A 15,362-nucleotide genomic window follows, 5' to 3' on the forward strand; every position below is an offset into this window, starting at 1 on the left:
GTTTCCCAACTAATTGTGGAGGAATCGATGAAAGATGCTCTCTTGGGACCCGGAGCAAGTGAATGGCCCGGGGTTCATTATCGAACGATATTGTCTACCGCTGAGTCCGGCGGGGCCATGTCGATCACCGACACGGTTTCGCCACCGAATTCAGGCCCCCCACTTCATATCCACCACGATGCTGACGAAACCTTTGTGCTGTTGACCGACAATACAGTGTTCTGGCTGAAGGGCGATCGCTTTGCGCGCGGACTCGACCAGACAGTTTTTGTGCCGCGCGGCAAGGAACACAGATTCCGGGTGATCCGCGATGTCGCATCCCGTCACCTCAGCATCCTTACGCCGGGTGGGTTCGAACATTTCTTTGCTGAAATGGTAGCAGGACAGTTTCGTATTCCGGCAGACATGGAGCACGTCGGGCAAATCACCACCTGATATTTACCCCCCCGCTCGGCGCGGGGACAGAGGAGGAAAATCAATGAGAAACGCACCTAAAACATTCTTTACCACAGCTGCGTTGTTCGCACTTTGCGGTATGATCTGGGGCATCCAAATGTCCGCTACCCAAGATCACACGCTGTCTCCGGCCCATGGACATCTCAACTTGATTGGGTTTGTCATGATGTCTGTCTTTGGTACCTACTATGCCCTTACACCTGTTGCCGGACGCAGCCGGATTGCCGGCATCCACTACACATTCAACTTGGCGACGGTTCTGGTTCTGACACCGGGTATCGTGCTTGCCATGACCGGCCAGACAGAGGTTCCTGCCAAGATCGGTTCGGTGCTGGCTGTTTTGACAATGGCTTTGTTTGTCTTCGTTGTCCTGATGTATGGTGTCGGCAAGGACTTAAAAGATCAGCCTTCAAGAGCAGCGCAGTACGCGCAACCGGCGGAATAATAAGCCTTTCGGTTCGGGCGTCGCCCGTATGATCCCGTCATGACAGGCGGGGTCATTTTCTTTCACGAGAGACATCAACGCGGCACCCGCAGCTTGTGCACGGGGCCTGCTACCGACTTTAAGGCACTCACCTGAACTTCCGGCAGTCGGACACAGAGGTTCGACCGGCAATTCCCCTATGCCGCGTCCGGCCCCTCCACCGGATCCAGAACCAACAACAACCGCACCTCTCCCGTCCCCTCGATCGGAGGCGAACGGTGCCGCAAGCCCGAATCCGGTTCGGTCGGCCACAATGTACCGCGCATCACCATCGGTGAACCGGCGCCGATGGTTGTGATCCGCGTCGGATCGCCGTCGCCCTGCACTACACCATACTGCGTGCCCGTGCCGCGATAGGTACAAACCAGCCGCGCCCGGATCATGTCCATGTGGAATTTGCGGCAGGCGTTGGTGTCCACCACATCCAGCCGCAGGCGCAACCATCCGGCTTTGATGACCTTTGCGAAATGCTGGGCCAGATGGGACATGTCATTCACCAGTTGATCCCGTTCCTCCCCCTCGGGCGTGCCGGCAATTTCGCACGACTGCTGCATGGCGCTTTCGACCGCGTCAGGGCGCAGGATCACCCGGGCCTTGGGCAGGTGTTCGGGCGGCAGGTTGTCGATCCACGCCTGAAACGCGGGCATCAGGTCGCGTTGCCAAACCGCGGCCGCGCAGTCCGGTTCAGCGATCTGGCCCAATACATGCGGCGATGTGGACACCCGCACGCAGGTGTCCTGTTCCTGTACATTGTCGCGGTCCAGCATCACTCGGCCGCCTCCATCTGGCGGCGCCAGACCGGGAACGGGTCGGGCAGATCGGGCAGACGATCAGGGCCGCTGGCCACCATCACCGGCACCAGCGCCGCGTCCAGCCGCGCCTTGAGCGCGGGCCAGTCAATGCCGCTGCCGATAAAGACGATTTCCTGCCGCCGGTCCCCCCACGGTTCCTGCCAGTGGGCCGCCATGTATTGACCTGCGCTGTCGTGGTCCGGCCAACGTTCCTGTGGCACCGACGCCCACCATGTGCCCAGCGGCTTGACCGAAGACAACGCCCCGGCCAGCGAAAATTCCGCTACCCAATCGGGCCGCGTCGCGATCCAGAAATGCCCCTTGGCCCGGATCACGCCCGGTAAGTCTCCGTTCAGGATCGACAGAATTCTCTCGGGGATAAAGGGTTGGCGGGCTCGGTAGACAAAGCTGGACACGCCGTATTCTTCGGTTTCCGGCACGTGATCGGCAAACCCATAAAGCTCCTTGGCCCACATCGGGTGTTCATGGGCCTTGTCGAAATCAAACAGGCCGGTATCAAGGACCTCGTCTGCGGCCACATCGCTGTGATCGGTTTCAATTATGCGGGCATCGGCATTCAGGCTGCGGATGATCTTGCAGGCAGCATCAGTACGCTCGGGGCCCGCATCGCTCACCTTGTTCAGGATTACCACGTCGGCGAACTCAATCTGATCAGTCAGCAGGTGCACCAGGGTACGCTCGTCCCCTTCGCCCAGCGTTTCGCCCCGGTCACTCAGGAAATCGTGGCTGGAATAATCCTTTAGCAGGTTCACGGCATCCACAACCGTGACCATGGTGTCCAGACGGGCGACGTCCGACAGGCTGTCCCCTGCCTCGTCGCGGAATTCAAAGGTTGCGGCGACGGGCAAGGGCTCGGAAATGCCTGTCGACTCGATCAGCAGGTAATCAAAGCGCCCTTCCGCCGCCAGCCGTCGCACCTCGGCAAGAAGATCATCGCGCAACGTACAGCAGATACAGCCGTTGGACATCTCCACCAGCGTTTCATCGGTGCGCGACAGCTCGGTATCCGCGCGCACAAGATCGGCGTCAATGTTGACCTCGGACATGTCATTGACGATGACCGCAACACGGCGGCCGTCGCGATTGTTCAGCACACGGTTCAACAGGGTTGTTTTTCCGGCCCCGAGAAAACCGGACAGAACCGTAACGGGCAGTTGGGTGTCGCGCATCGAGAATGTTCCTAAAAGTTGTGTCTGTTTCAAAATGCACAGGGGCCTTTCGCCCCGAAGCGTCGCAGCTATCGGCGATCTAATATTTGATATGTTATAACATTGCTACTTGCAAGTGTGGTTGTGGCTTTGCATGGAGTCCCTACCGCGATCGCACATCACGAAACCGTCTTTCCCAATCGAGACAGGTTCATTATAGTTGTATAATGCAACCTGTTACACACACAGGCCCCGACCCCGTTCTAGTCAACGATATCCGGCACCATGCACGCCATCTGGTGCGGGAATTGGGGTTCATGGGCCGCACGGTCGCCGGATCCGATTTATCGTCCTCGGCCGTGCATACCCTGATCGAACTGGGGCTTGCCCGGACCCTGACCGCCAAGGATCTGAAAGAGAAGCTTTTGCTCGAGAAATCAACAGTTTCACGGTTGGTGCAAACTTTGTTGAAACGAGGGCTGCTGCAAGAAAGCCGCGACCCTGACGATGCACGCACCAAGCAACTGTCTCTGACAGCAGAAGGGTGCAGACAACTGGCAGAAATCGAACACTTTGCCATTGCTCAGGTAAGTACTGCCTTGGGGCAGACCACAGCAGAGGGCGCAACGACGATCCGGGACGGGTTAAGGCTTTATGCCGATGCGCTGCGAGAGGCTCGCCATGGCGCGTCCCCTGCCCCGGCACATGTGGAAACCGGCTATACGCCCGGTCTTCTTGCCGCGATCACGGGACTTCACGCCCAGTACTATAGCAAACTGGTGGGCTTTGGCTGCACCTTCGAAAGCGCGGTTGCAAGCGGCATGGCCGACTTCCTGCCCCGTCTTGATGCACCGGTAAACCAGACCTGGTGGGTCAACAAGAACGGCGCAATCCTTGGTGGGATCAGTATTGACGGTGAGGATCTGGGCAACAACACCGCGCATCTGCGATGGTTCTATGTGGACGAGTCCTTGCGGGGCCACGGGCTGGGCAAGGCGCTGATCGGGGCCGCGATGGACCACTGCCGCGCTCACGGATTTGACACGGTGGACCTGTGGACGTTCAAAGGGCTGGACACCGCCCGTGCCTTGTATCTGGCGCACGGGTTTGACCTCGTGGAAGAGCAGGCAGGCACCCAATGGGGCAAACCGGTTCTGGAACAGAAATACCGTTGTGTCCTGACCTGAGCCACGAAAAAAGGGCGGCCCGGTCCGAGCCGCCCTTTTCAAATGGTTTCAAGACTTTACATTCCAAGTGCAGACTTGGCGGTCTCCAGAGCTTGCTTGAGCATCTCGGGGTTGTTCTGGGCCTGTTCCAGCGCAGATTTCAGCGTGGTTTTCTTCAGAGGGTCCAGATCCGACGCGTCGATCATCTCGGCCGCCTTACCATAGTCGAACCCGTCCACGGTGAAGAGATCGGCCATCGCAGGGGCAGGCGCGGCTTCGCCGGTCGCGGCGGCGGCTTCGCTGGTGGCCTCTTCGCTGGCCGGCGCCATGGCGCCTTCAACGGATTCCTGCACCTCATTTGCGGCGTCGCTGGCCTGTTCGGTCATCGACGTGACCGCGTCCGAGGCAGCCTCTTCTGCCGCGGCAGCCGCTTCACCGGCCTGCTCGAGACCTTCCTCGACAGCCGTTGCCGCACCTTCCGCGGCTGCATTCGCGGCGTCCATGGCTTCCTCAGTGGCATTCTCTACGGCTTCAGCGACTTCACCGGCTTGCTCGGTCACGGCGGTCACTGCCGCGTCCACGGCCTCTTCGGCGGCTGCAGCGGCTTCCTCGACCTGTTCGGTCACGGTGGCGGCGGCGTCGTCTGCGGCCTCTTCAAGGGCCTCAACGGCGCTTTCCGCCGGCGATTGCGTCTCGGCAGGTGCGGTCTCGGCAACCGGCTCTTCTGCGCGGTTGGCCATGAAAAAATATCCCGCAGCTGCAACGCCGGCCAGAATGACCACCCAAATCAAATTCTTCATCTCAGTCTCCATTATCTTGCGCTCCCGGCACGGGGGCGCTGCCCGTGTCGACAAATGACAATGCTGCAGCGCAACAACAAGGGGGAAACTTGGGAAATTCGCTGCATGAGCGCCGATTAACCGCTTGTAACAACAGGCGCGCCAAACTAGATTACCCGCCACGTAATATTCGCTATTGAAGGAACAATACCATAGCACGCAGACCCCACAACGCGCCTCCGCAGCGCGACACCGGCCCCCGAGTGAACGAACGTATCCGCGCCCCCGAAATCCGGCTGATCGGCGCAGATGGCGAAAACGTTGGTGTCGTTCACCCGAACGAGGCGCTTGGCATGGCGCAGGACGCCGGGCTTGATCTTGTCGAGATCTCGCCGAACGCGAACCCGCCCGTCTGCAAGATCATGGACTATGGTAAGTTCAAATACGAACAGCAGAAGCGTGAATCCGAGGCCCGCAAAAAGCAGACCACGATTCAAGTTAAAGAGGTCAAGTTCCGCCCCAACACGGATACGCATGACTATGACGTGAAAATGCGGAATGTTGTGAAATTCCTTGAAAAGGGCGACAAGGTCAAAGTCACGCTGCGCTTCCGCGGTCGCGAAATGGCCCACCAGAACCTGGGCCGCGAGCTGCTTGAACGGGTCGCCGAAGACACCAAGGACCTGGGCAAGGTCGAAAGCATGCCCAAGATGGAAGGCCGCCAGATGATCATGATGATTGGCCCGCTTCCCAAGTAAGCGCAGATCGCAGAAGATTTCATGCCCCCCGCTTGACACCCAGGCGGGGGGTTCTTTTTTAAGAAGTGTTGCACAGAAGGAGCCGCTTATGTGGGAAGAACGCTTTGCCGCCTCGACGGAGTATGTCTTTGGAACGGCTCCCGCACAGTTCATGGAAACCCACCTGCCCTATTTCTCGACTGGGGCGAGCGCGTTGGCCGTGGCCGACGGGGAAGGCCGCAACTCGGTCTTCATGGCGGCACAGGGCATGTCCGTCACCGCGCTGGAATTTGCCCCGACCGCGATCGAACGCGCCCGGGCGCTGGCCACCGAACACGGCGTCGAGGTGCAGTTCCTGCAATGCGATATCCTGAACGACCCGTGGCCCGAAACGACATTTGACGTGGTGGCCGGTATCTTTATCCAGTTTGTGGGCCCCGAAGGCCGCGCCCACCAGTTCGCCCAGATAAAGCAGGCCACCGCCCCCGGCGGCGTGGTACTTTTGCATGGCTACACGCCCAAACAGCTTGAATACGGCACGGGTGGTCCGCCCTTTGTCGAAAACCTTTATACCGAAGACATGCTGCGCGACGCCTTTGCCGACTGGGAAATCCTCGAATGCCGCGCCTATGAACGCGAGCTTGAAGAGGGCAAGGGCCATTCCGGCCGCTCTGCCCTGATTGATTTCGTCGCCCGCAAACCGGCCTGATCCATTTTCGCACAGGTCTTGCTGCACGGATGCACAAAACTGTGACGACGGCGTGCTTGATGTCCGCCGTTGGATGCATATCTGCAGAGCAATTCCGAAACGAAAGTGTGAGACCGATGACAAAGGTTTTGATGGCAGCCGTCGTGCTGCTCATGACGGGTGTATCCGCAATGGCAGGGCCGACCGAAGTGCGCTTCGGGCACGGCGACAACGGGTACATGCTGTTGCCTGAAATGCCGGGACGGGCGCCGGCTGTCGTGCTGTTGCATGACTGGCGCGGACCGACCGCCCCGATGCTGGAAGAGGCGCAAGGCTTTGCCGATCGCGGCTATGTGGTGCTGGTGCCGGACCTGTTCGAAGGCAAGCGCCCCGCCACCCCGGCCGCGGCGCAAGCCATGATCATGCACGAAGGGCTGGACGCGAAACGCCTGCGGCTCAGCCGTGTCCTGTCGGATGCGCTAACATATCTGTCGGTGCGCCCCGGTGTGGACGCGGGCAATATCGCGCTGGTCGGCTATGACTATGGCGCGGCGGTGGCCCTGAAGGCCGGTCAGGAAGGCCTCGGATTTGATGCGGTGGTGGCATATGACCCGTCGCCCGAACTGCTTGAGAAGGCGGGGATCACCTCGCTGGACCAAAGCGGTGTGCCCGTGCTGGCCCATATCAGCAGCAAGGAGGACACGGCGCAACCGGTTGGCCTGTTCAGCGCAGCGTCGGAAACGCCCCAGCCTGATACAAAGGTCTATCAGTATCCGACCCGGCAAGCCGCGTTCCTGTCGGGTGACACGGGCCCCTATGATGCGGCCTATGCCGATCTGGCCCGCCAGCGCACACTGGAGTTCCTGGGCCGGAACATGCAGACCCAACAATAGCAAAAGGCCGCCCTTCGGGGCGGCCTTCCATGTTTCTTAAACGTGGGATCAGCCGCAGGCCGCAACGGCGCGGCGGGTCATCACGCCGACCAGATGGGCCCGATACTCGGACGTGCCGTGCAGGTCCGAAATCATGCCATCCGCATCCGGGGCCATCCCGTTCAGCGCATCTGCCGAGAAGTTCCCGTTGAGCGCGTCTTCCGCGGCGCTCCAGCGGAACACCCCGTCCTCTGACGCGCCAGTCACCGCCACACGGACACCATCCGCCGTCTTCGCCACGAACACGCCGACCAGCGCGAAACGCGATGCGGGTTGCTCGAACTTCTGATAGTTCGCCGCTTCGGGCTTGTCGAACTTGACGTTGACGATGATCTCGCCTTCATCCAGCGCCGTGGTGAACATGCCCTGGAAATAGTCGTCCGCCGCGATCTCGCGCGCGTTGGTGACGATCGTGGCCCCCAGACCCAGCGCGGCTGCCGGATAGCAGGCCGAGGGGTCATTGTTGGCCAGCGACCCGCCAATCGTGCCACGGTTGCGCACCGCCGGATCGCCGATATTGGCGGCCAGATCGGACAGCGCCGGAATGGTGCCATCCGCCGCCACATCTGCGTGAATGGTCGCCCCACCGATGCTGAGCGTGTTGCCGTCAAGGCAACACCCTTTCATCTCGGGGATACCCGACAGGCTGACCAGTGTGGTGGGAGAGGCAAGACGTTGCTTCAGCGTCGGGATCAGGGTCTGTCCCCCGCCCAGCGCCTGCGCGTCCTCTTCCCCCAACGCCGCGACCGCATCCGCAATCGACGAGGGCTTTACGAAGTCGAAATTATACATGGGTCAAACCCTCCTTACTGGTTCATCGCGGCCCAGACGCGCGCAGGCGACGCAGGCATGTCGATATGGGTGACGTTGTGGCCACCGGATTGCAGTGCATCTACCACCGCGTTGATGACCGACGGCGGCGATCCAATGGCACCGGCCTCGCCACAGCCCTTTACACCCAGCGGGTTGTGGGTACAGGGCGTCTGGCTCGAATGGTCCACTGCATAGAACGGCACATCATCGGCGCGCGGCATGGCATAGTCCATGTACGACCCGGTCATGAGCTGACCGTCGCTGTCATAGACACAGTTTTCCAGTAGCGCCTGACCAATCCCCTGACCGATGCCACCATGCACCTGACCATCGACAATCATCGGGTTGATGATATTGCCGAAATCGTCCGCTGCGGCAAAACGTTCGATCGTGACCTTGCCGGTGTCCGGATCCACTTCAACCTCGCAGGCATAGGCGCCCGAGGGATAGGTAAAGTTGGCCGGATCGTAGAACGCGGTCTCTTCAAGGCCCGGTTCGATGTCTTCGAGCGGATAGTTATGTGGCACATAGGCCGCCAGTGTCACGTCGCCCCAGGCCACGGATTTGTCCGTCCCTGCCACAGTGAACTGACCGTCCTTCAACTCGATATCGGCGTCGGACGCTTCGAGAAGATGGGCCGCGATCTTCTTGGCCTTTGAGATGATCTTCTCGGTAGCGCGCACCATGGCCGACCCGCAGACCGCGATGGAGCGCGATCCATAGGTGCCCATGCCGAACGGGATTTTCGAGCTGTCGCCATGTACGATGTCGATCTGGCTTTCGTCGATGCCGATCATGTCGGCCACCACCTGCGGGAACGAGGTCTCGTGCCCCTGCCCGTGGCTGTGGGCCCCGACCATCACGCTGATCGAGCCAGTCGCGTTCACGCGCACCGTGGCCGCATCATAAAGACCGGCCCGCGCGCCCAATTGCCCGACAAGGTTCGACGGCGCGATGCCGCAAGCCTCGATATAGCAGTTCACGCCCAGACCCCGCAGTTTGCCGCGGGCCTCGCTCTCGGCACGGCGGGCGGCAAAACCGTCACGGTCCATCAGCCGCTCAAGCGCATCCATGGTCCCGTGATAATCCCCGGTGTCATATTCGACGGCCACCGGCGTGGCATAGGGGAACTCGGTGATAAAGTTCTGGCGGCGCAGCGCGATGGGATCCACGCCCAGTTCGCGCGCGGCCTTGTCGATCACCCGCTCAAGCTGGAACGTCGCCTCGGGGCGCCCTGCCCCGCGATAGGCATCGACCGGCACCGTGTTGGTGAAGACGGCCCGCACGTTCACATGGATCAGCGGGGTCTTGTAGTTGCCCGCCATCAGGGTGCCATGCAGCCATGTCGGCACGCTGGGCGCGAAGGTTGACAGGTAGGCGCCCATATTGGCCAGCGTGTCCGTGCGCAGCGCGATAAAGTTGTTATCCGCATCCAGCGCCAGTTCGATCTTGGTCACGTGGTCACGGCCATGCGCATCCGACATGAAGGCTTCCGACCGGCTGGACGTCCACTTTACCGGACGGTTACAGGCCTTGGCCGCGAAGGTGCAAAACGCCTCTTCGGCATAGTGGAAGATCTTGGTGCCAAAACCACCGCCCACATCCGGCGCGACCACGCGCAGCTTGTGCTCGGGGATGCCCAGCACGAAGGCCCCCATCAACAGGCGGATCACGTGCGGGTTCTGGCTGGTGGTATACAGCGTGTGCTCGTCCGTGGCGCGGTTATAGTCGCCGATGGCAACGCGCGGTTCCATCGGGTTGGCGACCATACGCTGGTTCACAAGTTCCAGCGTGGTGACATGCGCCGCGCGTTCGAACGCGGCGTCCACCTCGGGCTTGGCCTCTTCCACGAAGCCCCAGTCGTAGCACAGGTTCGACGTCAGATCGTCATGGACCTTGGTCGCGCCCTCTTCCAGAGCGGCCTTCATGTCGACTACGGCGGGTAGTTCTTCAAGATCGACCTCAATCGCCTCGGCGGCGTCGCGCGCCTGTTCAAGACTGTCGGCCACCACGGCCGCAATCGGGTCGCCCACATGGCGTACTTTGCCCTGTGCAAGAACCGGGTGGGCCGGCTCCTGCATCGGCTCTCCATGCTTGTCCGTCACCTGCCAGCCGCAGGGCAGACCGCCGACACCTTCGAAATCGGCACCGGTGAATATCCGCACCACCCCCGGCATCGCCTCGGCGGCGCTGGTGTCGATCCCTGTGATGGTCGCATGTGCCACATCCGAGCGCAGGAAATGGACATAGGCCTGTCCATGGATGTTCATGTCGTCAGTATAGTTGCCTTCTCCGGTCAAAAACCGGACGTCTTCGCGCCGCTTGGGGCTGGCGCCAATGCCATGATCTTTCGGCATCTCAAATCCTCCCTGAATCCCCGTCTGGATATCCCGTTCTGCCCAAGGGCAGGTCTCCTCCCGAAACCCGCACCGGCAAACCGGGCATCACGTGACAGGCTTATTCCGCAGCAATTGCTTCCACATCCTGTCCGGATGCGGCCATGATTGCCTTGACGATGTTGTGGTAGCCGGTGCAGCGGCAGATATTGCCTTCAAGATAGTCCCGAATCTCGGCCTCGGAGGGCTTGGGGTTATCCTTGAGAAGGGCTGCCGCCGACATCACCATGCCCGGCGTACAGAATCCGCATTGCAGGCCGTGATGGTCCTGAAACGCCTGCTGGATCGTGTTCAGCGATCCGTCGGCATTGGCCTGGCCCTCGATGGTGTCCACGCTGGCCCCGTCGGCCTCGGACGCCAGCATCGTGCAGGATTTCACGGCCTTGCCGTCCACATGCACCACGCAGGCCCCGCATTGGCTGGTGTCACAGCCGACATGGGTGCCCGTCAGGTTAAGGTTTTCTCGCAAGAATTGGCTAAGCAAGGTGCGTCCTTCGACAGTGCCGGACGCGGTCTTGCCATTCACGGTCATGGTGACCTGTGACATTGGCTCCTCCCAGAGTTGTGTTGGTCGTTTTGTGTTTTTTATAGGGTAGACTTAAACACGGGTTTTCCACTGTGAGAACCGTTTTTTTCCGTATGGTCGGTTTTTCGCCAGAATGTCCCGCGCGAAGAGGAGCAAGGACAGATTGTCCAACCTTGCCCTAACGTCGGCGTTCCCGTGGCATGGGGCGTGTGGGAATTTCCTTCAACAGCCCGCCCACGCCCATGACGGCAATATCGGCCGAGGTCACGGACACCCCGCAGGCCACACGGCTGAGTACCCAATCCGCCCCGTTCAGCGCAGGAGAGCGCGCACAGCCAGGCAAACCAATCACGGGTACATCACCTTTATCACCCAAGAACAAAAGGTTGCCCGGATCGACCGGCATCCCAAAGCGGGTGACCTGCCCGCCTGCGGCGCGGAGCGCGGTCGGCGCCACATCCTGCACGTCTGAAGTGGCCGAGCCGGTCAGGATCAACACGAGATCGCCGTGCGCGCCAGCAATAGCCTCGGCCAACTCCGCCTCGCGGTGGGGCACGCGCAGCACTTCTGCGAGTGTCATACCCAACGCCCTGACTCGCCCTTCGACCGCATCCTTGCCCTTGTCCCCGACCCCGCCCGGGATCTCGGTGATGATCAGCGACACCGTTTTGTACACGACAGGCCGCAGCCGCAGCGCGCAGCGCGCCAAGTCACACCCGCGCATCACATCCGCCGCCGGGACGCCATAGGAAATCATCTTGACCGTCCCGACCATGTTGCCCGTGCCCATCTGCTGCCACGGGGGCACCGTGGCCAGCGTCACCATCGGATGCACTGCATTCAAGGCATCAAGCGCGGCCACATCCATTTCGACCACCCCCGGACAGGCCGCCGTGATATTCACCCGCCCCGTGAAGGCATCGGTCAACCGCAGGTTGGCCGCATCGGGATCGGGCACAAGCGCCTGTGCCAGTTGCGATGCGGCAGCATCCTCGTGCAGGTCTTCAGGGCCAAGCCGGGCAATCACGACCTCGGACAGCCCTGCCCCCTGCAGAGAGTGGATATGATCGGGACCAAGGGTCTGGCCTTTGCGCAGGCGCACATTACCCGCCTTGACCGAATGGGCCAGAATACCGCCTTCCGCCTCGGCAACAGGTACCGGGCCGAACTTCATGCGCCCTGCCTCAGCACCTGCACCATTTCCGACAGAATGGAAACCGCGATCTCGGCCGGGTTTGCCGCCCCGATATCCAGCCCTACAGGGCCGTGAATGCGGGCGATCTGCTCTGCCGTGAAACCGGCGTCTTGCAGCCGCGCCACCCGCGACGCGTGGGTACGCTTGGACCCGAGCGCGCCGATATAAAAGGTGTCCGAGCCCAGCGCGAGATGCAGCGCCGGATCGTCCAGTTTGGGGTCATGTGTCAACAGAACCAGCGCTGTGCGCGCATCCATGCCAATCGCGGCAAGGGCGTCGTCCGGCCAGTCATCCAGAATGGTTTCACCGGGGAACCGCGCCTCGGACCCGAAGGCGCTGCGCGGATCGACAAGGATCGGATCGAATCCCGCAATCCGCGCCATGGGCACAAAGGCCTGCGCAATATGCACCGCCCCGACAATCACCACCCGCAGAGGCGGATTGTGGACAGCAACAAAACGACCGTCCTCATCCTGCCCCGAACGGTCCATGCGGAACCGGTCCTCGAAACCATCAAAAACCAGAACACCACCGCCCTGTTCAGGATCGCAGACATAAGCGACGGGCCTGCGTTCGGCGCGCGCCGCGACCAGATCGGCCAGCGTGTCTTCGCACAGAACGCGGCCCACGGGTTCAACCATGACCTTGATCGTGCCGCCACAGGCCAGACCTACGGCAAAGGCATCCCCGTCACTGACCCCGAATTCCAGCAACCGGGCCGTGCCATCCTCAAGCGCCTCAAGCGCCTCGACCATCACGGCGCCCTCGACACAGCCACCGGACACTGACCCCTCGATCTGGCCATCGCCGGACACCACCATCTGCGCCCCGACGCGTCGCGGGGCCGAGCCCCAGGTCTGAACCACCGTCGCCAGCGCCGCCCCGCGCCCTGCGCGATGCCATGCAAGCGCCAGTTCCGGCGCACCTTCAAGTGCCTGTGATGTCATGTTGTATCTCCCTCGCACCCCAAGATGGCGCGTGAGGGTTGGCTTGGCAAGCGCCGGTCAGGGCCGTTCAGGGCCGTTCAGGGCCGGTCGGCATAGCGCGCCAACTCTTGCCGCATCTTTTCACGCGCCGAGTCGAGGCAACGTTCGAAATCGTGGATGTTCTTGCGCACGGCCAGCAGCCGCGACATTTCAATCCGCTTGCTGTCGGCATCATAGAAGGACACGTAGCCCTCAAGATAGGTATTCTCGCGGAGGATCTGCAACTGGAAGGACCCCACCCCGTTCGGGGGCACCCAACCCTCGATAAAGGACTGGCCCATCAGCATATCCTCGATATGCACCACGTTCTGCGTGGTCTCGGTGCGGGGAAACATCAGCGAATTGCATTCGACATGATAGGTGCCCGCTGCATTGCGCGTGATGCGCATGTCTTCTTCCAGAATGTAGGCGCGGGTCAGGCGGTCATCCTCGATCGAAAGAGCACGCCAGTCACCCGCGAATTCCCAAATATCGTTCTGCAGGGCGTCCGCTTCCAGTGCGATCAGATCACCGACCTCCACCTCAAGCGCCAGCGCAATGCCTTCGACCGTGGTGCGCGCGACGCGGTCCCCGTGTTCGGCGCGGCGCAGGCTCTGGATGCTGAAAAAACTGTTCTGGGCGCGGCAGGTTTCCAGCAACGCTTCCTGCGTCAGTCCCGCAGCCAGCCGCAAACGCCTGAGAACATCCCCGCGTGGCCGCACGGAGGTGCTGATCTTGGACGTTTTCGAAGGCAGGTAATCGCGCATTAAAGAAACTCGTACTCCGCTACTCAGCAGTTGCTGGTCACAGGGTGACAGTGCCTTTTGTGACCCGAAAACGGCATGCTGGGCAAGTCTGCGGAGTTTGTTCGCGGGATTATTTGAGTACCTGTTTCTTTTTTACAGCCAGACCGCGCGACCATTTCCAACCGTTAATGTAGTGAGTGGTACAGGTTTCGATGGTCGCCGACTTGGCCCGAGACACCCCGGCATCCCCGCCGGGGTGTTTCTTTTTTGTTGCGGGGGGTCTCATCCAAAAACGGCCCCGCAAAGGGGGCCGCCTGGGTGCATTTACGGATTTGCGCCTTATTCGGCCGCGACGGGCGCGGGTCCATCCCCGACCAGGCGTTCGGGCAGTACGAAGGCCACCAGAACAAAGACCAGCCCCAGAACGATGCCAAGCACATCACCCGACATAGCCATCAGCCCGTCATACTTGGCACCGGGCACGGTACCGAGTGTCACCTTGCCGCCCGCCAGCTTGTCCAGCATGCCAGACGATTTCCAGTTGGGATAGGTCACCATATAGGCTGCAGCCCCAAGAAGACCGCCGGCGATGAAGAACCACGCATCCTTGCGGCCCGATGCGGCGGCACAGACACCTGTGCCGGGGCAATAGCCCGACGCGGCCCAACCACCACCCAGAAGAAGCCCGCCGATGAACACACCCACATAGGCGGTTTTCACCGACATGTGCATGACATCGACAAGCCCCAGCATCTGACCACCGAACATCAGGATCGACCCGGTGCCAATGGCCAGAAGAATGGTTTTCATCAGGTGCAGGTTGCGCAGCGACAGCATGCGGATGATCCAGTTCGGGTTGGTGGCCCCGATCCGGTCAAGGGTTGCGCCAAAGGCGGCGCCGATTACGAGGGCGAGAACGATATTCATGGATCAGGCCTCCTTTTTATACATAATCATGGCAACGGGCACGGCGGCGGCGAAAGCCCCGGCGGCAAAGATATACCCCGACAGCGAGGTCTGCATCATGCCCGACATCATGTGCCCCGAGGTGCAGCCCCCGGCCAGGCGCGCGCCATAAAGCACGACAAACCCGCCAAGGAAGGCCACGGCATAGCGTTTCATCGGGCTATCGCCGAAATTGGCATACCATACGGCGGGCAGTTTCCGTTCATCCGCGCCGATACCCCCGCGCGCCTTGGCGGACAGAAACGCCCCGATCATCATCGCGATCACGAAGACAAAGCTGTAATTCAGCGGGTTGGACGCGTTCTTGGCGTATTTACCGTTGGATTTGGCCAGATAGGCATTGGTCGATGTGTAAGCACCATCATCGGTCTGGGTGATCAGACCGGGGTTCACCGTGTCTGCGACAATAGCATCCAGAATGACGAACTGGGTCGAGACGCCGATGGGTTTGACCAGCAGAACCGCCAGAAAGAAGACGAAGCCCAGAAGCACCCCGCCGGTTTTCCAATTCAATGGCATGTGTTTCCTCCAGAATTAAACATTCTGTTTTTAT

The 15,362-nt window shown here is 60.9% G+C and carries 17 protein-coding genes; 6 read left to right on the forward strand and 11 right to left on the reverse strand.

Going from position 1 to position 15,362, the window contains the following annotated elements:
- Window positions 1–117 precede the first annotated feature (117 nt).
- Together WNE31_RS05185 and WNE31_RS05190 are read left to right on the forward strand one after the other, a co-directional pair.
- Complete coding sequence (locus tag WNE31_RS05185; RefSeq protein ID WP_349978635.1) at window positions 118–435, forward strand: cupin domain-containing protein; 318 nt, start codon at window positions 118–120, stop codon at window positions 433–435.
- A gap of 43 nt (window positions 436–478) precedes the next feature.
- Entirely contained in the window at window positions 479–901 is a 423-nt protein-coding gene (locus tag WNE31_RS05190) for a hypothetical protein (protein ID WP_349978636.1), read from the forward strand.
- Between the two features lie 176 nt (window positions 902–1,077).
- Here WNE31_RS05190 and WNE31_RS05195 read toward each other — a convergent pair whose 3' ends face one another.
- The gene (locus WNE31_RS05195; RefSeq protein WP_349978637.1) at window positions 1,078–1,707 is read right to left on the reverse strand and encodes a DUF1826 domain-containing protein; all 630 of its coding nucleotides are present in this window, start codon (window positions 1,705–1,707) and stop codon (window positions 1,078–1,080) included.
- On the reverse strand, window positions 1,707–2,921 hold the full coding sequence (locus tag WNE31_RS05200) for a GTP-binding protein (RefSeq protein ID WP_349978638.1): 1,215 nt from the start codon (window positions 2,919–2,921) through the stop codon (window positions 1,707–1,709). The genes WNE31_RS05195 and WNE31_RS05200 overlap by 1 nt, the downstream gene beginning before the upstream one ends.
- A 206-nt stretch (window positions 2,922–3,127) precedes the next feature.
- Between WNE31_RS05200 and WNE31_RS05205 the strand changes: the two genes are divergently transcribed.
- The gene (locus tag WNE31_RS05205) at window positions 3,128–4,087 is read left to right on the forward strand and encodes a bifunctional helix-turn-helix transcriptional regulator/GNAT family N-acetyltransferase (RefSeq protein ID WP_349978639.1); all 960 of its coding nucleotides are present in this window, start codon (window positions 3,128–3,130) and stop codon (window positions 4,085–4,087) included.
- 56 nt (window positions 4,088–4,143) lie between these two features.
- Here WNE31_RS05205 and WNE31_RS05210 read toward each other — a convergent pair whose 3' ends face one another.
- Entirely contained in the window at window positions 4,144–4,866 is a 723-nt protein-coding gene (locus tag WNE31_RS05210) for a hypothetical protein (protein WP_349978640.1), read from the reverse strand.
- Window positions 4,867–5,108: 242 nt separating this feature from the next.
- Here WNE31_RS05210 and infC point away from each other — a divergent pair, with 242 nt between their 5' ends.
- The 3 genes from infC (at window position 5,109) to WNE31_RS05225 (ending at window position 7,163) form a co-directional block, all read left to right on the forward strand.
- Window positions 5,109–5,603, forward strand: coding sequence for a translation initiation factor IF-3 (gene infC, locus WNE31_RS05215; protein WP_463407418.1), 495 nt, complete (start codon window positions 5,109–5,111; stop codon window positions 5,601–5,603).
- 88 nt (window positions 5,604–5,691) lie between these two features.
- Entirely contained in the window at window positions 5,692–6,291 is a 600-nt protein-coding gene (locus WNE31_RS05220) for an SAM-dependent methyltransferase (protein WP_349978641.1), read from the forward strand.
- A 116-nt stretch (window positions 6,292–6,407) separates the two neighbouring features.
- Entirely contained in the window at window positions 6,408–7,163 is a 756-nt protein-coding gene (locus tag WNE31_RS05225; RefSeq protein ID WP_349978642.1) for a dienelactone hydrolase family protein, read from the forward strand.
- A gap of 48 nt (window positions 7,164–7,211) precedes the next feature.
- Here the strand turns inward: WNE31_RS05225 and WNE31_RS05230 are convergent, their stop codons facing one another.
- The 8 genes from WNE31_RS05230 to WNE31_RS05265 all read right to left on the reverse strand — a co-directional run bounded on the left by WNE31_RS05230 (window position 7,212) and on the right by WNE31_RS05265 (window position 15,328).
- Complete coding sequence (locus tag WNE31_RS05230; protein ID WP_349978643.1) at window positions 7,212–7,994, reverse strand: FAD binding domain-containing protein; 783 nt, start codon at window positions 7,992–7,994, stop codon at window positions 7,212–7,214.
- A gap of 14 nt (window positions 7,995–8,008) precedes the next feature.
- Window positions 8,009–10,372, reverse strand: coding sequence for a xanthine dehydrogenase family protein molybdopterin-binding subunit (locus WNE31_RS05235; RefSeq protein WP_349978644.1), 2,364 nt, complete (start codon window positions 10,370–10,372; stop codon window positions 8,009–8,011).
- A gap of 100 nt (window positions 10,373–10,472) precedes the next feature.
- A complete protein-coding gene (locus tag WNE31_RS05240; RefSeq protein ID WP_349978645.1) occupies window positions 10,473–10,958 on the reverse strand; it encodes a (2Fe-2S)-binding protein in 486 nt (161 codons plus the stop codon).
- Between the two features lie 157 nt (window positions 10,959–11,115).
- On the reverse strand, window positions 11,116–12,111 hold the full coding sequence (locus tag WNE31_RS05245) for a molybdopterin-binding protein (RefSeq protein WP_349978646.1): 996 nt from the start codon (window positions 12,109–12,111) through the stop codon (window positions 11,116–11,118).
- Window positions 12,108–13,079, reverse strand: a complete 972-nt coding sequence (locus WNE31_RS05250) for an XdhC family protein (RefSeq protein ID WP_349978647.1) — start codon at window positions 13,077–13,079, stop codon at window positions 12,108–12,110. The genes WNE31_RS05245 and WNE31_RS05250 overlap by 4 nt, the downstream gene beginning before the upstream one ends.
- A gap of 77 nt (window positions 13,080–13,156) precedes the next feature.
- Complete coding sequence (locus WNE31_RS05255; RefSeq protein ID WP_349978648.1) at window positions 13,157–13,864, reverse strand: helix-turn-helix domain-containing protein; 708 nt, start codon at window positions 13,862–13,864, stop codon at window positions 13,157–13,159.
- 318 nt (window positions 13,865–14,182) lie between these two features.
- On the reverse strand, window positions 14,183–14,770 hold the full coding sequence (locus WNE31_RS05260; RefSeq protein WP_349978649.1) for a DUF6691 family protein: 588 nt from the start codon (window positions 14,768–14,770) through the stop codon (window positions 14,183–14,185).
- A gap of 3 nt (window positions 14,771–14,773) precedes the next feature.
- A complete protein-coding gene (locus tag WNE31_RS05265) occupies window positions 14,774–15,328 on the reverse strand; it encodes a YeeE/YedE thiosulfate transporter family protein (RefSeq protein WP_349978650.1) in 555 nt (184 codons plus the stop codon).
- Window positions 15,329–15,362 lie beyond the last annotated feature (34 nt).

The organism is Shimia fortis, assembly GCF_040225985.1.
GTDB lineage: Bacteria > Pseudomonadota > Alphaproteobacteria > Rhodobacterales > Rhodobacteraceae > Shimia.